The following is a 22,527-nucleotide window of genomic DNA, read 5'->3' as shown; positions in this document are numbered from 1 at the left end:
GGCGCTTAGGGCATGAAACGGTAGCCAACCCCACGAACGGTCTGAATATAACGAGGGTTTTGCGGGTAATCTTCCAGCTTCTGCCGCAACCAGGCAATGTGGACATCGATCGTGCGGGAATTCACATCGGCCTGATAATCCCAGACCGTTTTTAAGAGGATCTCTCTCGGAACGGTCTGCCCGCGATACTCAATCAGATATTGCAGCAATGAGAGTTCCTTGCTGGCCAAACTCACAGGGGCGCCATCCTTGAGTACGAGCATGCTTTGAAAATCAATCTCAACTTCGCCAAAACGGTAGCGGAGCAGGGAACTACTCCGGCTTCCTGGCTTGCGTTTAGCCACTCGCCGCAACAAGGCCTCGACGCGGGCCAGGAGTTCAGCTGGATCAAAGGGCTTGCTCAAATAATCGTCGGCCCCCAGTTTGAGCCCCACCACCCGGTCGACCACCTGAGTCTTGGCCGTGAGCATCAAAATCGCGGTATCGTTGCCAATCTGGCGCAATTCACTGCAAACATCCAGGCCAGATTTTCCTGGAAGCATGACGTCGAGAATGATCAAATCAAATGCCTTTTGCTTCGCCAGACTCAGACCGCTCAGACCGCAAGTGGCCGATTCGACTTCATGTCCTTCATCCACCAGGAGGTCGGTCAGGGTCAATACGACACCAGGTTCGTCCTCAACGAGTAAGATCCGCATTTTCAGATCCTCTCTTCCGGTGCTGCCGGAATCTTCAAAATAAACTCCGTCCCTTGTCCAGGAAAACTCCGGAGCTGAATTGTCGCGCCGTGAGCCGCCACAATTTTCTGCACCAAATTCAATCCTAATCCGGTTCCGTGGATCTGCGCGGCAATGGCGCGGCGGCCTCGATAAAACGGGTCGAAGATGCAGCGTTGTTCATCGGCGGGAATACCCGGGCCGCGGTCGCAAATTCGGATCTCGACGGCGGGTTGGCCGGCCAGCACCGCATTGCGGGTGGAGATGCCGAGCCAATCCCCGCCTTCCATTCCATAGATCAGTGCATTCTCGATCAGATTCTGAAGCGCCTGGCGCATGGCTAGTTTGTCCGCCAGAACCGGCGGCAAGCCGGGTTTCCAGTCGCGCTCCACTTCACACTGCACGCGATCGATGACGCTCTGCCGGGATTGCAGTGCTTCGACGATCAATTGTTCTGCCGAAATCGGCTCCAGTTTCTGGGTGAGATTGCCGGCCTCTGCGCTTGAAAACTGCAAGACGCGCTCGACAATCGCGGTGAGCTTTTCACTCTCGCTCTCGATGAGCGCCCCGTACTTCTCGACATGAACCGGCTTGGTGGACATCTTGCCGCGCAGGTTGTAGGCAGCGGTGCGAATGACGGTGAGTGGAGTACGCAGTTCATGCGAAACGTTGGCAACAAACTGCATCTGCAAATCGCTATAACGGTTGGCTTGTTGTGTGAGGTGGAGCACCGCGGCAACGGTGCAAATGAGCAGAAGAATGAGCACCCCCGACACGGCAAGATTCCTCTTTCTCACTTCAGACACATAGCCAGCCAGAGAACCGGAAAGGTGGCGGGCTGCCAGCGTCCAGCGTCCACCCCCTCCAGCGGGCGAACCTGGTGTGGCTTCAAAACCCTGCGGAGGCATTCCCGGAAACTCCCGGGATCGCGGAGGGGGCATCCGGCGAAAGTTCATGTCAAAGAAGTTCTCAAACAGGGGGACGCTCACGTCAGCCCGGCTCGCGATGGGGCCGGCCTTCCCCGGGTTGTACTCAAAAAGAATCTTCCGCGGGTCATTGCGGCTGCGCAACTCGAGTTGATAGTCGATGTGCCCTTCGTAGCTGAGATGACGGTGGAGTAGCCTCGGGAGGAGAGTTTCGAAGAGATAGTGAGGATCGAAATCGATTAGGAGTGTCGGGTGCGAGTGAGCCTCTGGGCTCCCAGGCCCCATCTGTGCGAGCTCAACCAGCGTGGGATCTCCTGGCGGCCCCGGGCGCCAACGCTCGCCTTTGCTGTGAGCCAGGATCCTCATCCGCGCGGCCTTCCAATCCGCAGGCCATTCGCTGCTTTCAAAGTCCAGCGTCTCAGGGTTCAGGATCTGCAAGTTCACTTGATGTCCCGCGGGAGTGGCCAAGGCGATCCGCCGGATCAATTTCGAACCTGGATTGGCGCTGCGCCATTTGCTGAACTTCTCTGCGTAGAGGTGAGGCGCGTTGTCCGTCGAGTCGTCGAAGTTGGGACGGAGAACCGAGACCGCGGCCGCCAGTTCCTGCTGGAAGTCCTGCCGCAGACGATCGAGCGATGCCCGGAGCGAGGCCTTCAACTTTGCCTCTTCCGCATTACTGATCTCGCCAATCCAGCGATATTGCAGGAGAGCCAGGATCAAACAGAGCGCGACAAGTGTACCCAGAATGAGCCAGGAGAACCAAGGCCGGCGAGCAAAGTGATGAGCAGAAGGGAGCACGAAGGTCTTCATCTCCAGGATAGTCTGCACGTCGGCGGAAAGTAGAAAAGGCGAAAACGGCAGAGGATTCAGATCCAGCCATCAAAATTTTCTATTGAACAGGCTTCTATTTTTCTTGGTTTGTATGACGGTTCTGTTTATACTGCATCCACGAGGGTCCGCTCCGTAGTCAAGTTGTTATCCCTCCCCGTCCCACCTCAGTTGACCTGAGGCCTGTAGTAAGGCCTGCAGTTCTTCGCCTAGTTGCGATCCCGGCTCTCTTTTGTTGCGAGCCAACAAATTTCTGTTCAGGGGATCTCAATGACACAATCGCGACTGAGTTTCGTCTCTCTCTCGCTAGCGACCCTCCTACTGCTGGATAGCGTGAGTTGGGCGCAGACGACTTATGGAAATATTCGCGGAGAGGTAAAAGACTCCGCTGGCGCCTCGATTGTCGGCGCCAAGGTGACGTTACTCGAAGAGTCAACTGGAGTGAGCCGCTCCACCCTCACAAGCTCCGCCGGCGAGTATGTGTTTGCCAATATCAATCCGGACACCTATACCGTCATGGTGGAGCAGCCTGGCTTTAAGAAAATAGAACGCAAGGGACTGATCGTTGGAACACAGCAGTCCATTACGGTGGATATCAAGCTGGAAGTGGGCGACGTGACGCAGAGTGTGATGGTGACGGAAGAAAGCCCATTGCTGGAGACGGCTTCCGCTTCTCAAGGCCAAGTGGTCGACCGGCAAAAGCTAATCGATCTGCCCAATCTGGGCCGCAATCCCTTCATGATGAGCCGTCTCTCGCCGACTGTCGCGCAGGTGGGCAATCCGGCCTATAACCGCATGCAGGACCAAAGCGGATCTTCACAGATTACGATCAACGGTGGTCCGGTCCGTGGGAATAACTATCTGGTCGATGGGATTCCAATCACCGACTTTGCGAATCGCGCGGTGATCATTCCTTCCCTGGAAGCAGTCGAAGAAGTCAAAGTACAGTATTCGACCTATGACGCGGAAATGGGTCGCACGGGAGGAGGCATGTTCAACACCCTGTTGAAGAGCGGTGGTAACTCTTATCACGGCTCCTTGACGGGCTACATCCGGAACTCTGATTGGATGGGGAACAATTACTTTAATAATCGTTCAGGAATCGCGCGTCCCGAGCAGCCCAACCGGACCTATGCCGGAAGCTTTGGCGGTAAGGTCTGGATCCCCAAGATTTACGATGGCAAGAATCGTACGTTCTTCTGGCTCGGCTTTGAAGGCTATCGGGATACACAAGGCGCGAGTCTCGACGCGTACACTCCCACTGCAGCCGAGCGCATCGGCGATTTCTCCGGCCGCTCGAATATCATCTACGACCCACTCACCACCACGGCAGCCGGCACCCGGACGCCTTTCGCGGGCAATATCATTCCTTCCAGCCGGATCGATCCGGTGGGACGCGCAATTGCTGCCACCTATGTCCTGCCGACGCGAGTGGTGAGCACCTATGGCTCCGCCAATGTCACCTCGGCCAGCACCTTGCCCTCCAAGGCCGATCAGAAGTTCATCAAGCTCGACCACACGGTTTTCTCCTGGTGGCGTGCCAGCTTGAGCTATATGAAGTACAACTCGTCGGAACCCGGCGAAAACAACTTCAAGAACATCAGCTCTCCAAGCCAGTGGTTTCTGGGCCGCATTGTCAATGCGACGGCATGGAATAACACGATCACGCCAAACGCGACAACGGTCATTAGCGTGCGCTACGGATTCAATCGCTTCCCCAACCTGGGCACCCAAGTCAGCCAAGGCTTTAACCTGGCGGCCATCGGATTCGCGAACTCTTTTGTGAAGGATGTGCCGTCTCCGACATTCCCCAATATCTCGATGAACAGTGCTTACTCTCTCGGCACCAACAATAACTTCAACTACGTCCATCACTCAAAGAATCTTGGCGCGCAACTCTCCAAGTTCATCGGAAAGCATACGATCAAAGGCGGCTTTGACTATCGCCGTCTCCATGCCGATGGTCTCGACTTTGGCAACAGCGCCGGCGCCTTCACCTTCGACAATACCTTCAGCAAGTCGAACACCAGCGGCAATGTCGGCGGCGTCGACATGGCGGATCTGCTGCTCGGAACACCGAATTCCGCGGTCGGTTTTATTCCGACAAAGCTGTATCAGTATGTCGATTACTACGGCCTGTTTCTCCAGGACGACTATCGCATCAGCAAGACACTGACCGTCAATCTCGGTTTGCGCTGGGAACGGGAAAGCGGCTTAAAGGAAACGAACAATAACCTCATCACCAGTTTCGATCCCAAGGCGACCAATCCGATCCAGACCACAAGCGGCTACACCTCGCCCGGCGTCTTCCTCTTCTCTGGTGTGAATGGCGCTCCGACCGAGACCAGCAACTACAAACAGAACAAGTTCTCCCCTCGCATCGGGATCGCCTACCAGTGGAACCCGAAGACGACCATTCGAGCCGGATACGGCATCTTCTGGGCGCCCGCTTTTGGGTTGGGTTCTCCGTTCAACAGTGAAGGCATCACCGCACAGACGCAACCCAATGCGAATGTCGCGGGCATTCCTCAGGTTGTACTGAGCAATCCTTTTCCGAATGGTCTCGACAAGCCAGTAGGGAATTCGCTCGGCGGGCTGACAGGCATCGGCAAGAGCGTCAATGTTTATGCGCCCAATGCCACCAGCGGCATGGTGCAACAGTTCTCCTTTGACGTACAACGCGAGATCGGGTTTGGAGCTGTCCTGACGGCTGGTTATTCCGGCAGCCGCTCCTCGGACCTCACCTTCAACGCCGCGACACTCAACATGAACCAGTTGCATCCGTCCAATTATGGTCTTGGCGCGACGGCACTCCGGACTGCAGTGGCCAATCCGTACTACCTGAAGGGAGGAGCAAATGGCGTCGCGGGAGCCACCGTAGAGCGCCAACAACTCCTTCGCCCCTATCCGCAGTTCACCGCCGTCAACTATCTGAACAACAGCTATGTCCAGGCTCAATACGACGCCTTCACTGTAAAGTTACAGAAACGATATAGCTACGGGTTAAACTTCCTCACTGCTTATACTTACTCGAAGAATATGGACAATGCAGGGGGCGGCGCTGGCAACAATCAAAATGCCGGAAACGCTGGCCCGCAAAATGTCTATAATCTCGATGCGGAATGGGGATTATCTTATGCCAACGCTCCGCAGCGATTGACCAATTCGGTGACCTACGAACTTCCGATCGGCAAGGGCCGCAGCTATCTCTCGAGCGCCAACTATGCCACCAATCTTCTACTGGGCGGTTGGAGTATGAATGCCGTCAGCACCTTCTCCTCGGGATTTCCAACACAGTTCTATATGAACAACAATCTGAACAGTCCCTATGGGAATGCCCGCCAGCGTCCGAATGCCACAGGCGTCAATCCAGGCGCTTCCGGCAGCTTTGCGCAGCGGATTGACGGTTGGTATAACCCTGCAGCCTTCACCGCTCCAGCGGCCCTGGAGTTTGGGAACGTCACCCGCACGGTGGGCTTGCGCGGACCGGGTCAAGTGAACTGGGACATGTCCATCTTCAAGAACTTCGCGATCACGGAAGGCTTCAAGGCTCAGTTCCGTGCCGAGGCATTGAACGCGACCAACACGCCATTGTTCCGTGCTCCCAACTCCGCGGTTGGGAATGGTTCGTTTGGCAAGATTACACAGCAGGCAAACTTCCCGCGGATGTTCCAACTGGGGTTACGTTTGTTCTTCTAAGATTTTGGTTGGAGTTGTAACCAAAGATACCGCCTTCGTAACGGGATGCTATTTCTTTGGGACGTGGGGCCGTCCGGGTACCACAAAAGTGGATCATCCGGCGGCACACGGCACATATAATGGACCTAAGTATTCGGCTCTCCGCAGCGGGCGATAGACCCGGGTTGGAGAGGGAGTGAGAGAAAGGATTGATCAGGACATGTCGTTCTTCAGCACAGAGGTTGAACAGGATCTTATTCAGCGCGGTTATAGCCGGCGCAACTTCGGTCGCATTGCTTCGCTCATCGCGGGCGGTGCGGCCCTGCCGTTCTACAACGAAGCCGCGATGGCGCAACTTTCTATGCGGATGGATGCCCCCAAGGATGCCGTTCGCATTAATGCCAATGAGAATCCGCTCGGCCCCTGTCCGGAAGCAGCAGAGGCAATGTATGCCGTGATCAAGGGCGGCGGACGTTACATGTACGAGAAGACATTTGAGTTTGCCAAGACTCAGGCGGACCTCGATGGCGTCAAGCCCGACTATGTGCAGCCCTTCGCCGGATCCTCCGCTCCATTGCACTACTCGGTCATTGCCTTCACTTCCAAAGATCGCGGATTGGTGACGGCCGATCCGGATTACGAAGCTGCCGGTCGTGCGGCACAGTTTGTCGGCGCCAAAGTCACCAAGGTGAAACTGGACGCAGCAAACGGCTATAAGCACGACGTGAAGGCTATGCTTGCTGCCGACCCGAACGCCGGAGCCTTCTACATCTGCAACCCGAACAATCCAACGGGCACCCTCACGCCGAAGTCCGACATCGCCTGGCTGATCGCCAACAAACCGGCAGGCAGTGTCGTCATCCTCGACGAGGCCTACATTCATCTCACAAACTCCGATTTCGGGAGTGACTTTGTGCAGCAGGATAAGGACGTTGTGATCCTGCGCACCTTCTCAAAGCTCTTTGGCATGGCCGGACTGCGTGCCGGCGCCGCCATCGGCCGTCCGGACTTATTGAAGAAGATCATGCCGTACTCGGCCGGTGCACTTCCGGTTACCGGAATGGTGGGGGCAACGGCTTCGTTGCGAGTGAAGGATCTGGTGCCGAAGCGCCGGGCAATCATCGCCGGCACACGCGAAGATACGCTGAGCTGGTGCACCAAGAAGGGCTATGCCTTCATCCCCTCGGTTTCGAATAAGTTCATGGTGGATGTGAAGATGCCGGCCCGCACTTACATCGAGAACATGGTGAAGGAGAAGGTGCTGGTTGGCCGGGCCTGGCCCTCCATGCCGACCTATGTTCGCGTCTCGATCGGTTTGCCAGAAGAGATGGCGAAGTGGAAGGTGGCTCACGAGAAGGTCATGGCGAGTGCCAATGCCTAGCCTGTAGTTCGCAATTTCCGGGAGGCAGTTTCCACGTCCGCTGCTGCCTCCTTCAACATTCCCAGTTTTTTTCTCTCTAGGACGAACTTGAAACTCCCTAAGATCGATTATTCCTGGAAATTCTTTGGCGGCGACGTATTCGGTGGCGCCATTGCAGCGTTGATCGCTCTGCCCTACGGCCTAGCAATGGCTAGCCTGATGGGCATCCCTCCCATTTACGGACTCTTCACCTCTCTCATCTCTGCTCCGATTACGGCATTCCTGGGCCGGAATCCGGTTCTCATCGGCGGCACCTCCACAGTCACTCTTCCTTTCCTCGCCTCAGCCGTGCATCAGCAAGGCTTGGCAGGCTGCGCCAAGGTGACGCTCGTGGCTGCTGTCTTCATGATGGTCTTTAGCGTCCTGCGGCTGGGGCGGCATATCGCGAAGATTCCGCACACGGTTGTCTCCGGCTTCTCCTGTGGCATCGGCGCGATGATGGTGGTGAATCAGCTCCGCACCATTCTCGGAGTCCAGATGCCACCTGGCGTCGCTTGGCCACACAGCGTGCCCGGCCAACTCAAGGCCGTACTGGTTTCTCTCGGCACAGCGCAATGGGCTCCGTTGACGCTCGGCATTGTGGTCATTGGTAGCGCTTTTTTCTTCTCGAATCTCAGCAAGAAACTACCCGCTCCCTTGCTGGGAGTTGTCCTCGCGATTGGGATCTCGGTCCTCTTCGGAATGCACGAGAAAGAAGTGGGGCGGCTGAATCTGAATGTGCCGGAGTTCATGGGCTTCACCTGGCACCCGATCGAAGTTCTCGATTTGATCAACGAGGGCTTCGGACTTGCGATCGTCTCGAGCATCAATCTGCTGATCACTTCGCGCGTTGTCGAGCACTTCCGTGGCCGGCATAATCCGATGCACGCAGAAGATGCCGATGGCGAACTGGGAGCTTATGGGATCGCGAATGTGGTGTGCGGCATCTTCGCCGCTCCGATGAGCGTCGGCATTCCTGCCCGTTCGCTCGCGAATGTGCGTTGTGGCGGTTCCAGCCGGGTGTCGAATCTGGTCCATGCGGCACTGTTATTACTCTTTTTGGGCATGGGCTCTGAGATGGTGTCTCATATTCCATTGCCCGCGCTCGCGGGTGTCACGGCCTATGTCGGAATCTGCCTGCTCGAGTGGGGCACCTGGGGACGGCTCTTGAAGATGCGTGTTGTCGATTCTGGAGCCTTCCTGTCCACGGCGCTCGCCACCTTGCTGATCAATGCAGTGGTGGCTGTGGCAATCGGGTGTGCCTTCTACCTGGTGCGCTGGGTCTACCAGACGGTGCTGGCCCGGCCCCAGAGCAGCGAGACCTCTGGAACCAGCGCTGCCGCAACGTCCATCTAGCTGACCGAGCGGCCCATGCTGTTTTGCTGCAGGCGCTCCAGCAGATTCAGAATGTCGTTTTCTTCAACTGGCTTCCGGAGCATGGAAGAAGAAGAGCCATCCAGCAGGTCTTCGGTCTGGAGATCTGCACTTTCGCTCATCAGGACAAAATGTGGAGTGCGATGGTGCACCTTGTGGAAGAGTTCCGCCCAGGTGCCACCTTCTGGTCTCGCACTCGAGAAGACGATGTCAAAGCGCAGCTTCTCCGCCAGATCTGCCGCTTCTTCGATATTTCCAACCGGGATCAAACGATGATTCAGTTCTCCGAAGATCGACAACAAGCGTCGCTGGGACTGCATCTCAGGTTCCACAAGAAGCGCCGTCACTTGATTCCTCTGTGCAGTTGGCCGCATGCCCTCGTTGAATTCTTCGTTGGGACTGGAGTTCAAGAGCGGTAACTCGACCTCGTAACGATAGCGGCCCGCCCGCAGGATCCGAAAGCGAATCTCTCCGCCATGGGACTGCAAAAGCCCTCGGCTGATGGCAAGCCCGAGCGCCGCCTCATTGAAGTCTGGACCCTGCGCCTCACCAAAGGGACCAGAGAATTCAAGCTCGATCATCGCGCTCCGTCCGATGCGATTCACATTCACAATCAGCAACTTCTCGAGAGAAAAGAGTGCCGCGCTCCGTGCATGCTGCAGCAGATTCTCGAAGACCTTGCTGAGTTGATCCTGGGAGCCCAGGATGTAGAGTGAATCGGGCGAGAGGTTCACCTCGGTCTCGAGCTCACCCGCGGTCTCGTCCATCTCTTCAACCAGCCGTTCAAACAGAAAGCGCAACTCGACGGGGCGGGCATCGATCTGTTCCGCCTTTGCCACCGAGACAATCCGGCGCACCATTTCACTCGCCTTCTGCACTTGCTCATGAATCGCAAGCGCGTCCCGCTCTGGCAGACGTTCGGTGAGTGCTCGAATGTTGCCCAATGGAACGTTCAGCTCCGTAATCACGCCATGGATCAACTGGCCGGCAACCGCCAATTTCTCACTCCGATGAATCTGCTCTCTCAACGCAGTCTGATCCAAACCTTCGAGATATTGGCAGGCATCGTTCGCCAAGTGTTGTGCCGCCGGGTGCAGCGAGGCTTTCAATAGATGCACTCTGGGCTTTCCGGTAATCACGATCGCTCCCCGGGACTCTTCCCGGCTGCGCATCGGAATCACCAGCAAGGACTGAGAGGGTTCATTCGCCTTTCGCAAGAGATCGACCGCGCGCGTGTCCGTAAACTGCAACATCGTCTTATTCCGGACCGCCAAGGCGATTCCGCTCTCAGTAGCAGTGGCACACTCATCAATGTGAAAGCTGTGGGGCAGAGAACTGACAGAATCTGGAAGCCGCTCCAGCACCTTACGAGAAGAATTGTAATGATACACACTCACCGTCTCGCCGGATACCAGTTCAAGCAGGCGGCGGCGCAGGATCTCGGCCAGTTCCCGAGGGGAATTCGCTCCGTAAAGCTCCTCACTCGTCTCGAGAATGCGCTGGATCACACGATTCTGACGGCTGGAACGTTGTTGCAGATACCAGGCCAACAGGATGCATAAGAGGATCACGAGCACCGCGGCAGGAACCAGTTGCGGCGGGATGACAGGCCGCGATTCCAGCAATTCGATATCTTTCGGACTCGCAATCAGTAACTGAAAAAAACGATTATACGGTTTGGTCATGCAATACTGGCTCACCAGTCCTTGCACTTGCACCTTATCGCCCCGCTGGTAACGCGCTAAGGGCCGTTCGGAAGATCGCTTCAAAATGGGGAGAAAGACGCGAAAGGATTGTCCCGTACCGACAAACTCAAGTAAGTCGCCATTAGAAGCTTCGCGATACTCTGAGATTTCCCCTTGCACCTTGACGAGTAAACCTTCGTGAGCAAAGTTAGCTGCCTCGCGCGGTGTGACGTGGATTGGCTCTGGAGCACCTTTGTGGCCAAGCTTCTGGATTGAGATCGGCTTCACAACAGCCTGTCCCGCGTGGAGACTCACGATGCCACGAGCTTCGATGAGAGTACCAACCTTCAGACTCTCCGGCCGGGGCTGCATGGCCTTGTTCTCACCAGAGAAGATCAGCATCAGGCCGCGATCGCCGCTAACCGGATCGATTATGGCAAGATAACCTGCGTCCTGCGCTTCTAAGACAGGTGCGGCAATCACCCCGGTCACCAGCACTTCTTCACCGAGAAGCCGGGGAACGAAGTCAGGTCCACTGCGTTCTGCGGCCTCCGCCAGACGGACCGGACGGTAGATATGAATATCATCACCACCCGTTTGTGCCGCAAGGGTGGTGAGAGTCAATACGAGTATCGTCAGGTAAGTTGCTGTTCTAACCATGCAACAAGCTGGGGTTCAAGAAAATGATCGGCTTCAAAGGTCTGACCATGTAGAGTCGCCCGGTGTGAATTAATGGCGATGACGGTCATGCCCGCGGCTAATGCCGCATCGATTCCTGTCTGAGAATCTTCAAAGACTATACAGTCGATAGGGTCAATTTGCAATAGACTGGCGGTTTTGAGATAGATCTCTGGATGCGGTTTCCCGTGCTTTACCTGCCCGCCATCGGTCGCATAGCGAAAGTGGTGGGCCAGCTTTGCTTCGCGCAATACAAACTGGACGTTCGGGCCCTCTGCATTCGAGGCGACCGCCTTCGGAAGTGCCTGGTAACGATCAAGAAAGGTGCGAATTCCGGGGAGAAGGGAAGTCTCAAGCTGGGGAGCAATCAGTTCCCGGTAGAGCGCCTCTTTTTCGGCGCCCATCCGCTGGATTTCTGCCAGAGTCGTGTCCGGTGGCAGGAACTCCCTTAAAAGTTCATCATTATGCTTGCCGTGCATCTTTTGATTCATCAGAGTCGCATCGAGACCAAGTTTCCGCAGATAAAGGTCCCAGGCACGGGTGTGGAAGGGCATGGAGTCAACGATTACGCCGTCCATGTCAAAGATCAAAGCTTGTTGTTTCACTGGATTCTAATGGGAGGGGCTAAAATCAGAATGGCATGGATTTGTTCGCCGAAATCGTTCGCTTGCGCAAAGCAGGCCAAAAGTGTGCGCTCGCTACGATCGTTGAAGTCAACGGATCGATCCCGAGCTATGAGAGCGCGAAGATCCTGGTCCGCGAAGATGGCAGTTTTATCGGTACGATTGGCGGCGGCTGCGTCGAAGCAGAAGTCTGGAATGCTGCGCGGGAAGTGATTGCAACCGAAAAGCCCAAGCACCTGGCCTTCAATCTGGGACAGGATGCGGCGTATGATAACGGCTTAATCTGTGGGGGGCAACTTAACGTCTTCGTGGAGGCGATCGTCCCGCAGCCGCAGGCCCTGATCTTTGGCGCCGGACACATCTCGAAGAGCTTGGCGAAAGTCTCGGCAATGGCCGGCTTTGGCGTTACGGTGATAGATAATCGCGAAAGCTTTGCCAATCGGGAGCGTTTTCCAGAAGCCGACGAAGTGATCGCCGAGGAGTACGAAGAGGTCTTTCCGCAGCTTACGATCAATTCCTCCAGTTATCTGATCATTGTCACGCGTGGCCATCGGGACGATATGCGCATTCTGCGCTGGGCAGTGACGACAAGTGCCCGCTATATCGCGATGATTGGTTCCCGCCGGAAGGTCATTGCCGTCTTGCGGGAGTTCGAAAAGGAAGGCATCAGCCGCGAGAACTTCGATCGCATCCAGGCCCCAATGGGCCTCGAAATCGGTGCGATTACACCAGAAGAAATCGCAGTGAGTGTCGCCGCGGAGATGATTGCGGTGCGCCGTGGCGCCGACCCCAAGTGGCGGACGGTTTCAAAAGGAATTTTCGCCACCTCTGACGCGGCGACCGTACTCAAATGATTGGCGGCATTGTCCTCGCTGGAGGCGCCTCCTCCCGGATGGGGCAACCCAAGGCGTTGCTGCCTCTGGGGGGAATCACCATGCTGGAAAGAATCGTGACGCTCTTCCAAAAGCACTGCACCACCATTTGTGTGGTGACAGGTGCACATGACAGGGAACTCAGAGAGGCCCTGCCGGATTTCGCGCCGTTCCTGCTTCACAACGCTCACTACGCTGCGGGCATGTTCTCCAGTCTGCGTACCGGTTTACGGCATTCCAGCCATTGCGACCGGATTCTCTTCAGCCCGGTCGATTTTGCTGGAGTACTTCCGCAAACCATCGAACCGTTGTTCGAATCGAAAGCCATGGTGGCCAAGCCGCGTTGGCAAGGACAAAGTGGACACCCGGTTTTGATCGGATCAGACGCAATCCGTGCGCTGCTCGAAGCCGGTCTCGAATCGAATGCGAAAGAAATTCTCGCAGGGTTTCCGTCGCAGTATTTTGATGTGGATGATCGCGCTGTCGCGGAGGATTGCGACACTCCGGAAGACTATCAGCGTCTGATCTCCTGGTGGAGGGCCGCGCAGGCATGAGAAGGAAATGGTGGATTGTTGCGGTGCTCGGTTTGGCTTTTGCACTGGCGCTGCCCTATGTCAGCGCGGAACCGATTCGGATCCATCTCGAGTCCTCACTTGAGTCGGCGCTGTCGCGGCGGGTGCGAATTCAGGGCAAGACGCATTTTCGTTTGATTCCGAGCCCGGCACTCATTGCCCAGAAGGTCATCATCGATGAAGATCCCAACTACTCGCTTGAACCCTTCGCCTATGTCACCGAACTCGAAGTGCAACCTCGCCTGAGCGCGCTGCTCTCCGGAAAGCTCACGGCAGCACGCCTGCGCCTGAAGGAGCCAAGTGTCAATCTGATGCGCGGCGCGACGGGCTGGAATGTACAGAGTCTTGGCAAGCCAGGACTGCGTCCGCCGGAGATCGAGGTCCGCAATGGCCGTCTGAATTTCAAGCAGGGCGATGCGAAGAGCGCGTTTTACCTGACGAATGCGTTGGTGGATATCAGCGCGCCCAGTGCGCAGGGCGACGTCACGATTTTCATGTCTGCAGAGCCCGCACGTACCGATCGTGGCGCGCAGGGCTTCGGCAATGTTGCGGTCCGCGGCGAGATTCATGCTCCCGGTCCGCGCGAACCAGAGCTCGATCTTGATATCGAACTCCAACCAAGCGCGCTTCATGCGTTTAATTTCTTCTTCGGTGCGCGAGGGGTCGATTTCGCGGGAAAACTCGCCGCAAAGGGCCGCATCAAGGGGCCGTGGACTCGAGCGTCCATCAACGGAACCCTGCAGTTGGAAGGGCTCGAGCCTCAAAGCTTTCTGCCCTTTGCGGGCAAGAGCGACCGGATCGCACTCGCCGGCTCGATCGACTTCCCGGGACAGCATCTGGCCCTGGATACGGTGGGAGGCACCTCACTGCGGACGCGAATCCGCGCTCGTGATTTCTTCCAGAAGCCGAAGGGAGCCTTCCTGCTGGACGTACGCCGGATCGATGCGGCAAAGTTATTGGAATTTGGCCATGCGGCGAATGCCAAGCTGCCTGCGGGCATCAGCGCCAAGGGACAGTTCAGCGCGGTAGTGGGTTACTCCTGGCCTAGCCCGGAAGAAGTTCCCGCCAAGGGGATGATCTGGTTTGAGGATGCCCGGCTGGATCTTCCGGATCAGCCGAGCCTGGAGATTCGGGATGCCCGCGCCATTGTCGAAGGCTCCCGTTGGCGGCTGGCTCCCGCTGAGATCGTAGTGGGGCAGTCGCAATCAGCCGCGATGGATGCCGATTGGAACGCCCGGACAGGCGCACTCCGGGTGAATGTGGCAACACAGCTCCTGAGTGTCAAAGGGCTGACCAAGGGCCTGGGCATGCTCTTGCGTGCCTCGAATCTTCCCTTTCTCCCCAGCGCTCGCGGCGGGAGTTGGCAGGGCAACGTCAAGTATGAACGGACGGAGGATTCCGATGAAGGAGTTTGGAGCGGCCGGCTGAGCGTCCGAAATATTTCCCTCGATGTGGAGGGAATTTCCGCCCCGCTCGAAATCTCATCGGCGTCCGTACTGTTCGATCCCAGCCATGTGACGCTCCAGCGGATGCGGGCAGAGTGGGACGGCACCGAGTTTGAAGGAAATTACCAGTACTTTCCAGGCAGCAAGAAACCTGGCGAACTTGATCTGGTGATCCAGGAAGCCAGTACGAGCGGTCTGGAGTCGCTGCTGCATGATGCCTATCGTCCGCCTCCCGGGTTGCTGGAGAAGATCCGTTTCCGCCGGGCGAAGTTACCTGATTGGCTGCTGGCGCGCAATCTAAGCGGCCGGCTTCGCTTCAAGACTCTGAATTTTGCGGGCGGCGCATTCCAACCGCTCGTCCTCCAGATTGATTGGCGCGGCGTGAAACTGAAGAGCACCATCACCCATGCGGCCTTTGTGCTTTTCGATGCGCCAGGCAGCTTGCAGTGGAAGGGCAGCTTGGAAGCTGAGCTTTGGCAGCCCGCCCCCCGATATCGATTCGATGGGCAGATTAGCAACTGGCCTACCGGCGAGGGAAGCGCAAGCTTTGATGGGACACTCCAGACGACTAGCTTGCGTGAAGGCTGGCTGGAGAGTCTGGACGGGGAGGGAACTGTCCTCCTGACAGGCTCCACGCACGAAACCGCAAAGCTGGTGGCCCGGCAAGGCCAACTGACTCTCGACTTTGGCGAGGGCAAGCGGAAGTCGGCTCATCTCACTCCGCCTTATTGGCCGTTGGATCTTCCTGACGAGCCATAAAGCCGGCTCACCTCGGGAATGATCGCCGGGGGAACCAGATGCTCCCAATCCAGCCCGGAGGCAATGCGATCCCGGACCTGCGTCGAGGACACCTCCCGGTGGGCCGTCGCAGTCTCCAGCCAACGTATGGAGTCCTGGTACTCGAGCGGCACGACCCATTGATCCTGACGCCGCAGGCTCAACAGCGGCGTGTGTTGCAAGTGCGTTTTCAGGTACTCCCCCTTCCAGTCTTCGCCCTCGCCATAGTCCCATTCAAAGAGACGACGGACTCCGTCTTCGCCAATCAGAAGATGAATCCTCGCTGCTGGAATTGTCTCGCGAAGCTCTTGGGCAACGGCAAAGAACAGGTTTTCGCGAGTTACTGCAACGGCATCGGTTGTCGCCTTGAGGACAAGTTGCAAGCGCTCCGCACGGCCCACAGTGTCGTAACTCTTGTGCGGGAAGCTTTCTGGCATGGCCCAGACAATCGCGTCGACATGCTGGCGAGCAGCCTGGCTCAGGGCAAGATGCGCCACGGTCGGCGGGTGGAAGGCCCCACAGAACACTGCGATCTCGCGGCTAGCGGCAGGAGGCTCTCTCAAGAACTGCATGCTGTCCTGAGCATACAACTCCTCGCAACACAGGAAGGGAGCAAAACGTCCCTAGCAATGTACGCGACAACGATACACTCTGAGATAACAACCAATGTTCACCTGGATCTGCCCGAAATGCGGAAGAGAAGTTGGCCCTTCTTATTCCGAGTGCCCTTTCTGTGCTGAAGCGGCTTCCAAGCCAGCGGCCGCCCCTCCTCCTCCCCAGCAGCCCCAATACGCGCCTCCGCCTTATCCACAGGCCCCCTATCCTCCGCAGGGATATCCGCAGCAGCAATATCCACCCCAGCAGTATCCGCCACACCAGCAATCGGTTCCACCGCCGCATTACCAACCGCAGCCCGTACCGCCGCAATATGTACCTGTGCCGCCCGCTGCTCCAGCCTTTGAAGCGCCGAAGCCCGACCCGATTGCTCCTCCGCCGCTGCCGCCTTCGAAGCAGGTTTACTATGTCGGCGCGGATGACAACAAAGCTGGCATTCCCCAGTGGCTGGCATTTCTCTTAGCGTTTGCCGCGATTGGCCTTGTCGTCTGGGGGATCATTTCGATTGTCCGGCACAACAGAAATCCTGCTGCGAAATCCGCAGTTGTAGCAAAGAAGGGAGACGGAGAAAGTCCCTACAAGCGCTATCTTGAACTCGGTGGTTTCCGCATCTCCGAGTCGGCCAAAAAGATGAAAGTCGAGTTCATCGCAGTCAATCACGGGGCTGCCGATATGGCGAATGTGGGCGGTACGGTGAAACTGTTGGCCAAGGGCGCTGAGGCCGATACACCGGCCTGCACCTTCAAGTTTCAGATCTCGAATCTGCCCGCCTACGGCGTGAAAGAGATCATTGTCACGGACTTTAGCCAGAAGCGGAAGTTCATCGACATGCCGGACTGGCAGTTTCTGGTACCTGTTGTCGAACTCAATCCTTCCGAGTAGCAAGCTGTTCCAGGGCCTCGCGTGCCGGGCGGTGCGCGGGGTCAATCTGGAGGGTCCGTTCAAAGTCGGCCTTCGCGGCATCGCGTTGTCCGATCGCGAGAAGTGCGACTCCGCGGTTGTAAAGATTAGAAGCTTTTCCAGGCTCTGCGCCAAGCGCCTTGCCAAAGGCTCGGAGTGCGTCCACCGGCCGTTTGAGATCAAGATAGACGCGGCCGAGTTCAGTCTGGTAGTCGCTTTGGCTTGAGAATTCGCGGTGCTGTTCAAGGGTCAAGAGCGCCTGATCGGGTGGCAGATAGCGGCAGGCTTGCAGCAGAGCACGCGAGTCACCGGGTTGCTGTTCAAAAGTTGCCAACCAGAGTTGTTCCGGATGTGCGAATAGCGTATGAGCGCGGTATCCCGTCACGCCGGTGAGAATCAGGATCCAGGCAGCGACAAGTTGATGCTGGAGCACCGGCAGGGCCGCAAACAGAAAGGCTGTGGGCAGGTACATACGCCGGAATGCCGCGACATCGGCAATCGGGAGAATGCTCGAGGTGGGGAGTAAGAAGAGCAAGGCTCCGATGGGCCAGAGGATCCAGGATTTTGCTCGCGCCATCCAAATCCCCATGAGGGGAAGCAACCAGAGTAAGGCTCCCGCAGGGGGCCACAACGACGGTTGCCAGGTGAAGCCCAGGAAGCTGGGCAGCAACAACTGTTGGAGATAGATGGCGATCACTTTCGGCTGTGTCGCGAAGTAGGAAAGCGCATTCACACCGGATTGCGCTCCCGCACCCGAGCCTTGCAGCTTTGCGGCCAGCAGAGCGGTGGTGAGGGCCGTCCCCACACCGCAGACCAGCATCGCGCTGACGGCCCGCAGGTCGCCCGGCAGCTTGGGTCCGCAGTAGCGCAGAGCAAGAAGAAAAACCGGGAAGGCCACGGCCTCCTCCTTGGCAGTCAGGGCAAGCAAGAAGGCTCCAAAACTGATCCAATGCCGGCCGTCCACCCAACGTTCCAGTGCAAGCCAGAGGAAAACGCCCATCAGGACAATCGGCCGCCCAAAGATGTAGAGAACCGCGTCGGCCTGGATCGGGCTGATGGCAAAGGCAGCGGCAGCAAGGAAGGCGCGCTGGTCCCCGATCAGCCGCCGCAAGGCCCGGTAGCAGAGTTGTACGCCGACGGCATGCAGCAGGATATTCGTGAGCCGGAAAGCCCAGGGTGTCGCGCCAAAAGCTTTCAGATTCAGCCAAAAACTGAGATAAGTGAGAGGGCGAGGACGGGAGAGTGCGGGGAATGTAGCGTCAAGCAGAGAGAAGTCGTCAAGTAGCCAGTCGCCCGGCAAACCGAGCAACCAGACGCAACAGAGTCCCAAAAGCAATCGCGGATAGAAGGCCGATGTTATTCTGCTAGTTTCGCATGAGCACTTCGTTGGTCCGGCCGAAACGCCCCCGCAGCAAAGCGGAAAGACAAATTCGGCTGGACGCGATTCTCGCCACCTTGGATGAGATGTACCCGAATGTGACTTGCGCCCTGCACCACACCAATCCGTGGGAACTCCTGGTGGCAACAATTCTCTCCGCCCAATGTACCGATGAGCGAGTGAACAAGGTCACGCCCGATCTGTTTGCGAAGTATCCGACGATGGAAGATTTTGCGGCTGCCTCGGCAGAAGAACTGGGCAGAGACATCTATTCGACCGGCTTTTACAACAACAAAGCGAAGAACATCATTGGCGCGGCCCGTCGCATCCTCAGCGTGTATGGGGGCGAGATTCCGCAGGATATCGACGCACTGCTCACCGTCCCCGGGGCAGCGCGCAAGACAGCCAATGTGGTTCTTGGAACTGCATTTGGAATGGCCACAGGCGTGGTGGTGGACACCCATGTTTCGCGGATCTCCCAGCGTCTCGATCTCACGCGCAACACCGACCCCGTCAAAATTGAGCGCGATCTGGTGGCGATTCTTCCGCAGGAACGTTGGATCAGCTTCAGCCATCAACTCATCCACCATGGCCGTGGCCATTGCAAGGCCCGCAAGCCCCAGTGTTTTGATTGTCCGCTCAACCCACTCTGCTATGCCGAGGACAAGAATGCGTAGCCTTTTGTTGTTCAGTCTCTGCCTGACCGGATGTGTGAATTTTCCGAATCAATTTGCTCCCGAGCGCGCACGCCAGGCCGACACGGGCCCGGATCCACGCGGACTGAAAGCGTTTATCGAAATGAAGGACGGTGCCGTTCCTGCCCACTTCGCCTGGGGCATCAATCCCGCCGCCTTCGATGGAGAGAAGCGCAAGACAGCTCCTTTTGCCGCGCTTCGCTTCCAAGTGCTGGACCCGTCGAATCAGACTCTGAGCATCGATTACGTTTCGCCCGTCGCTCAGGTCGTGCGGATCAAATGGAATGCGCTCGAAGTGGGCCGCGAGAGTGCGGCGCCTGGCGTTGTCCATCATTTTGAAGCGCCAGCCGATCCGGCGAATTTTGTTCCTGGCACCGCCACACTGGTCGAGATCGAGAGTGAGGCTGGGGTCGGCCTGATCCGTGCCGGCTTCATTCGCCGATGAGCGCTGTTTTCTATCTGCTTCTTGGTTGGATACTCACGGTCGCGAGCTGTGTCGCGATGGGAACCTGGGTGAAGCGGGCACTGCAGCTTGAAGTAGAAGGATGGGAAGACCTGTGCTATCGCTTCCTGCTTGGCGCCGCCGGACTCAGCCTGACGATGTTTACGCTCGCCTCCCTGGGGCTGATCCGCAAGGGTGTGATCTACGGCGTGGCGGTGCTCGCCTGCCTCAGTCTGTATCGGCATCTGCCGCAACTGCCGAAGCCGCTCTGGCACTGGTCGGCGATTCCGTTTCTTGCCTATGTCCTGTTCTATCTCAGCCACGCCATGGCCCCTGAGATCTCGCCAGACGGCATGAGCTATCACCTCGGCCTGGTGGCCCGTTACTATCGCGAACATGGCTTCGTTTGGTTTGCGACCAACATGTACGCCTACCTCTCGCAAGGTCTGGAGATGCTGTTTCTGTTTGCCTATTCGATCGGACGGCATTCGGCAGCGGCTCTGGTGCACTTCAGTTTCCTGCTGCTCCTGCCGCTCCTCTTAGCGGCCCATGCCGGACTGCGTGGCTGGCTGGCAGGCCTGGTTGTGTTTCTGATGCCGGTGGTGGGCATCGATGGCATCAGCGCCTATAACGATGTTGCGCTGGCGGTGGTGGTACTGGGCTGTGCGCTCGCGATGGAGCGCTGGCGGCAGACGAATCAATTGGCCTGGGTGAGCACGGCGGCGCTGCTCGCAGGCTTTGCCTTCTCGATCAAGTACACCGGTGTGGTAGCGCTGCTTTTCTTATTGCCCAGTTGGCGTGCCTGGCCGCGCTGGTTGCTCGCATCAATTTGTGCGCTGCCCTGGCTGGTGAAGAATTGGCTTTGGTCGGGCAATCCGCTCGCCCCCTTCTTCAATGCCTGGTTTGCCAACCCCTGGTTCAATGTCGATTTCGAGAACGACTATCGCAGCTACTTTCGCCATTACGACCTGAGTGGGCCGCTCGCTTGGGCGAAGGAAGTGTTTCTGGGTGGCCCACAGCTGAGTGGAACCCTGGGGCCGGTCGCCATTCTGTTTGTCGCGGCGCTGCTTGGTGTCCGCCAAGCCAAAGTGCGCCGCTATCTCTTTGCCGCCGCCTGTGTGCTGCTGCTTTATCCGCTCAATCTCGGCACGCGCTTTCTGATTCCTGCCATGCCGCTGCTGGCGCTCGCGCTATATGAGACCTTTCCACGCCTTGCGCCTGTTTCTGTCCTGGCTGCGGCGATTCTCGCCTGGCCCAGTGTGATGTCTCTCTTCACTTCGCCTTATTGCTGGCGGCTGGAGAAGGCGCCATGGCGTGCGGCGCTTCGCATCGAGACCGAAGAGGGGTTCCTGGTGCGAAAGAGCCCAGGCTATGTGGCGGCACGGATGATTGAAACCTTTGTTCCCGTGGGCCAGAGTGTCTACCTGCACTCTCCGGTCTCCGACAGCTACTGCTCACGCAACCTGATCGTGGGCTACCAAAGTACGATCGGCCTGAAGATGCAGCACGCGATGGTTGCTCCCAGCTACGAAGCCTACCAGCCGCGATTCCTGTACCACTGCCCGACATCCAAAATTGAGATCGCAAAGGACACGACAAACACCTGGAGCATCATCGAGATCGAGCCGCGGCCGGAAAGCGCGTACTGCAATCGCATGCCCTGGGATGCAGGTTTGCTGCGTGATGGCAATTGGCTCAGCCGCTGGCGCTCCTGGGGACCAGTGAAGGCTGCTGACTTCTGCCAGCTCAGCGGCGCCGGGCCTTACAACGTTTGGGGCAGCGGTGACCAGTGGGAGGTCGAGTTGAAAGGTTGCACGCGGGAGATGACTCCACATGCAGCCGATTTTCGCGCGGAAGCCCGCCGTTATATGCAGAGCCAGGGGATTCACTACGTTGCGATCGATCAGCGCGACTTCAACGCGCAGGACATGATCGACAATGCGGCGCTCTGGCAGATCACGCTCGTCGCCGAACGGGGAAGCGTGAGACTCTATCGTTGGAATGACTCAATACTTCCTGGGCGTTGACGGCGGCCAATCGAGCACGACGGCCATCATCGCAGACGAGAACGGCCACATCCTGCACATTGGCAAAGGCGGCCCCTGCAACCATGTCAAAACCGGCGATGGCCGGGCCAAGTTCGAGAATGCGATTCTCGGTTGTCTGGGGAGCCACGCCCGGCTTCGTTTTCGCGCCGCTTGCCTGGGTTTCAGCGGTGGGCCCAAGGACAAGGAAGCGCTAGTGCGCCAGATGATCGCCGCCGAGCAGTATTCCGTCACCAACGATGGCCTGATTGCGCTGACTGGCGCGACGGGAGGAGAACCCGGCATCATCGTTGTCGGCGGAACGGGCTCCATCGCCTATGGCCGGAATGCCCGCGGGGAATTGAGGCGGGCCGGAGGCTGGGGCTACATCTTCGGCGATGAAGGCGGTGGCTTCGACATCACAAGAGAGGCGGTGCGCGCCAGTCTGCGCATGGAAGAGGGCTGGGGACCGGCCACTTCGCTGCGCGAGAAGCTGCTGGCGATGACGCACTCCGAAGACGCAAACGATCTCGTGCATCGCCTCTATACGAGCGATTTTCCGCGTCCCTTGATCGCCTCCTATTCAAAGCTTGTCGATCAAGCGGCGCGCGAAGGCGACCCGATCGCCATTGGCATCCTCAACCGGGCCGCGCAAGCGCTGGCGGGCTTTGCTTCGAGCGTCCGCAGCACGCTGTTTGCGCCGGATGAAAAGCCAGTGGTCTGCCCGGTGGGCAATGTCTACAACAGCGAAATTCTGCGGGCCCGCTTCGAGATGCTGGTCGAGAATACACAGGACCCGCTGTATGGTCCAGCCTCGGGCGCACTCATCGAAGCATGGCGAATGGCAGGCAATCCGGTCCTCACGGCTCATCTGCCAAAGGCAGAGAAGTAAAATTGAAT

General features: G+C 57.6%; 17 protein-coding genes. 11 read left to right on the top strand and 6 right to left on the bottom strand.

The window, feature by feature from the left end; translation table 11 throughout:
• Nucleotides 1-5: 5 nt before the first annotated feature.
• Both M017_RS0124155 and M017_RS0124150 read right to left on the bottom strand, forming a co-directional pair.
• Complete coding sequence (locus M017_RS0124155) at nt 6-698, bottom strand: response regulator transcription factor (RefSeq protein WP_031500810.1); 693 nt, start codon at nt 696-698, stop codon at nt 6-8.
• A 2-nt stretch (nt 699-700) separates the two neighbouring features.
• Entirely contained in the window at nt 701-2,470 is a 1,770-nt protein-coding gene (locus tag M017_RS0124150) for a sensor histidine kinase (RefSeq protein WP_155121602.1), read from the bottom strand.
• Between the two features lie 270 nt (nt 2,471-2,740).
• Between M017_RS0124150 and M017_RS0124145 the strand changes: the two genes are divergently transcribed.
• The 3 genes from M017_RS0124145 to M017_RS0124135 all read left to right on the top strand — a co-directional run bounded on the left by M017_RS0124145 (nt 2,741) and on the right by M017_RS0124135 (nt 8,903).
• The gene (locus M017_RS0124145; protein WP_031500808.1) at nt 2,741-6,169 is read left to right on the top strand and encodes a TonB-dependent receptor; all 3,429 of its coding nucleotides are present in this window, start codon (nt 2,741-2,743) and stop codon (nt 6,167-6,169) included.
• A gap of 175 nt (nt 6,170-6,344) precedes the next feature.
• Nucleotides 6,345-7,529: a pyridoxal phosphate-dependent aminotransferase gene (locus M017_RS0124140; RefSeq protein WP_238326032.1), complete on the top strand. Its 1,185-nt coding sequence runs from the start codon at nt 6,345-6,347 to the stop codon at nt 7,527-7,529.
• An 87-nt stretch (nt 7,530-7,616) separates the two neighbouring features.
• Nucleotides 7,617-8,903: a SulP family inorganic anion transporter gene (locus tag M017_RS0124135; protein ID WP_031500806.1), complete on the top strand. Its 1,287-nt coding sequence runs from the start codon at nt 7,617-7,619 to the stop codon at nt 8,901-8,903.
• Here the strand turns inward: M017_RS0124135 and M017_RS0124130 are convergent.
• The gene (locus tag M017_RS0124130; protein ID WP_031500805.1) at nt 8,900-11,230 is read right to left on the bottom strand and encodes a HAMP domain-containing sensor histidine kinase; all 2,331 of its coding nucleotides are present in this window, start codon (nt 11,228-11,230) and stop codon (nt 8,900-8,902) included. The genes M017_RS0124135 and M017_RS0124130 overlap by 4 nt on opposite strands.
• A gap of 11 nt (nt 11,231-11,241) precedes the next feature.
• A complete protein-coding gene (locus M017_RS0124125; protein ID WP_051670815.1) occupies nt 11,242-11,889 on the bottom strand; it encodes an HAD family hydrolase in 648 nt (215 codons plus the stop codon).
• A 35-nt stretch (nt 11,890-11,924) separates the two neighbouring features.
• Here M017_RS0124125 and M017_RS0124120 point away from each other — a divergent pair, with 35 nt between their 5' ends.
• The 3 genes from M017_RS0124120 to M017_RS0124110 are packed head-to-tail and all read left to right on the top strand — an operon-like array spanning nt 11,925 to nt 15,555.
• On the top strand, nt 11,925-12,761 hold the full coding sequence (locus M017_RS0124120) for an XdhC family protein (RefSeq protein ID WP_031500802.1): 837 nt from the start codon (nt 11,925-11,927) through the stop codon (nt 12,759-12,761).
• The gene (locus M017_RS27120) at nt 12,758-13,333 is read left to right on the top strand and encodes a nucleotidyltransferase family protein (protein WP_031500801.1); all 576 of its coding nucleotides are present in this window, start codon (nt 12,758-12,760) and stop codon (nt 13,331-13,333) included. Before M017_RS0124120 ends, M017_RS27120 begins: the two co-directional genes overlap by 4 nt.
• Nucleotides 13,330-15,555 (top strand): AsmA family protein, encoded by a 2,226-nt coding sequence (locus tag M017_RS0124110; RefSeq protein WP_035958814.1) that lies wholly within the window; start codon nt 13,330-13,332, stop codon nt 15,553-15,555. Before M017_RS27120 ends, M017_RS0124110 begins: the two co-directional genes overlap by 4 nt.
• Here the strand turns inward: M017_RS0124110 and M017_RS0124105 are convergent.
• Nucleotides 15,522-16,145 carry a nucleotidyl transferase family protein gene (locus tag M017_RS0124105; RefSeq protein ID WP_155121600.1) on the bottom strand — a complete coding sequence of 208 codons (624 nt, stop codon included), beginning with the start codon at nt 16,143-16,145 and terminating at the stop codon, nt 15,522-15,524. The genes M017_RS0124110 and M017_RS0124105 overlap by 34 nt on opposite strands.
• A gap of 94 nt (nt 16,146-16,239) precedes the next feature.
• On the opposite strand from M017_RS0124105, the gene M017_RS0124095 reads away from it, so the two are divergent.
• On the top strand, nt 16,240-17,070 hold the full coding sequence (locus M017_RS0124095; protein ID WP_080508133.1) for a hypothetical protein: 831 nt from the start codon (nt 16,240-16,242) through the stop codon (nt 17,068-17,070).
• Here M017_RS0124095 and M017_RS0124090 read toward each other — a convergent pair.
• The gene (locus M017_RS0124090) at nt 17,054-18,418 is read right to left on the bottom strand and encodes a glycosyltransferase family 39 protein (RefSeq protein ID WP_162180034.1); all 1,365 of its coding nucleotides are present in this window, start codon (nt 18,416-18,418) and stop codon (nt 17,054-17,056) included. The genes M017_RS0124095 and M017_RS0124090 overlap by 17 nt on opposite strands.
• 44 nt (nt 18,419-18,462) lie before the next feature.
• Here M017_RS0124090 and nth point away from each other — a divergent pair, with 44 nt between their 5' ends.
• Genes nth through M017_RS0124070 form a run of 4 tightly spaced genes read left to right on the top strand, consistent with a single transcriptional unit; the run spans nt 18,463 to nt 22,519 of the window.
• On the top strand, nt 18,463-19,143 hold the full coding sequence (gene nth / locus M017_RS0124085; RefSeq protein WP_031500793.1) for an endonuclease III: 681 nt from the start codon (nt 18,463-18,465) through the stop codon (nt 19,141-19,143).
• A complete protein-coding gene (locus tag M017_RS0124080) occupies nt 19,136-19,606 on the top strand; it encodes a hypothetical protein (RefSeq protein WP_031500792.1) in 471 nt (156 codons plus the stop codon). The genes nth and M017_RS0124080 overlap by 8 nt, the downstream gene beginning before the upstream one ends.
• Nucleotides 19,603-21,630 carry an ArnT family glycosyltransferase gene (locus tag M017_RS0124075; RefSeq protein WP_031500790.1) on the top strand — a complete coding sequence of 676 codons (2,028 nt, stop codon included), beginning with the start codon at nt 19,603-19,605 and terminating at the stop codon, nt 21,628-21,630. The genes M017_RS0124080 and M017_RS0124075 overlap by 4 nt, the downstream gene beginning before the upstream one ends.
• Entirely contained in the window at nt 21,605-22,519 is a 915-nt protein-coding gene (locus tag M017_RS0124070; RefSeq protein WP_031500789.1) for a BadF/BadG/BcrA/BcrD ATPase family protein, read from the top strand. Before M017_RS0124075 ends, M017_RS0124070 begins: the two co-directional genes overlap by 26 nt.
• Nucleotides 22,520-22,527: the final 8 nt, after the last annotated feature.

The organism is Bryobacter aggregatus MPL3 (assembly GCF_000702445.1).
Taxonomy (GTDB): Bacteria; Acidobacteriota; Terriglobia; order Bryobacterales; family Bryobacteraceae; genus Bryobacter; species Bryobacter aggregatus.
The sequence above is the reverse complement of the archived record's forward strand: the minus strand, read 5'-3'. Positions and strand labels throughout refer to the sequence as shown.

What these genes read in the sequence shown, in the direction of transcription:
- M017_RS0124155 (WP_031500810.1), bottom strand. Translation starts at nt 698, where the DNA reads ATGCGGATCTTACTCGTTGAGGACGAACCTGGTGTCGTATTGACCCTG.
- M017_RS0124145 (WP_031500808.1), top strand. Translation starts at nt 2,741, where the DNA reads ATGACACAATCGCGACTGAGTTTCGTCTCTCTCTCGCTAGCGACCCTC.
- M017_RS0124120 (WP_031500802.1), top strand. Translation starts at nt 11,925, where the DNA reads ATGGATTTGTTCGCCGAAATCGTTCGCTTGCGCAAAGCAGGCCAAAAG.
- M017_RS27120 (WP_031500801.1), top strand. Translation starts at nt 12,758, where the DNA reads ATGATTGGCGGCATTGTCCTCGCTGGAGGCGCCTCCTCCCGGATGGGG.
- M017_RS0124110 (WP_035958814.1), top strand. Translation starts at nt 13,330, where the DNA reads ATGAGAAGGAAATGGTGGATTGTTGCGGTGCTCGGTTTGGCTTTTGCA.
- M017_RS0124105 (WP_155121600.1), bottom strand. Translation starts at nt 16,145, where the DNA reads ATGCAGTTCTTGAGAGAGCCTCCTGCCGCTAGCCGCGAGATCGCAGTG.
- M017_RS0124095 (WP_080508133.1), top strand. Translation starts at nt 16,240, where the DNA reads ATGTTCACCTGGATCTGCCCGAAATGCGGAAGAGAAGTTGGCCCTTCT.
- nth (WP_031500793.1), top strand. Translation starts at nt 18,463, where the DNA reads ATGAGCACTTCGTTGGTCCGGCCGAAACGCCCCCGCAGCAAAGCGGAA.
- M017_RS0124080 (WP_031500792.1), top strand. Translation starts at nt 19,136, where the DNA reads ATGCGTAGCCTTTTGTTGTTCAGTCTCTGCCTGACCGGATGTGTGAAT.
- M017_RS0124075 (WP_031500790.1), top strand. Translation starts at nt 19,603, where the DNA reads ATGAGCGCTGTTTTCTATCTGCTTCTTGGTTGGATACTCACGGTCGCG.
- M017_RS0124070 (WP_031500789.1), top strand. Translation starts at nt 21,605, where the DNA reads ATGACTCAATACTTCCTGGGCGTTGACGGCGGCCAATCGAGCACGACG.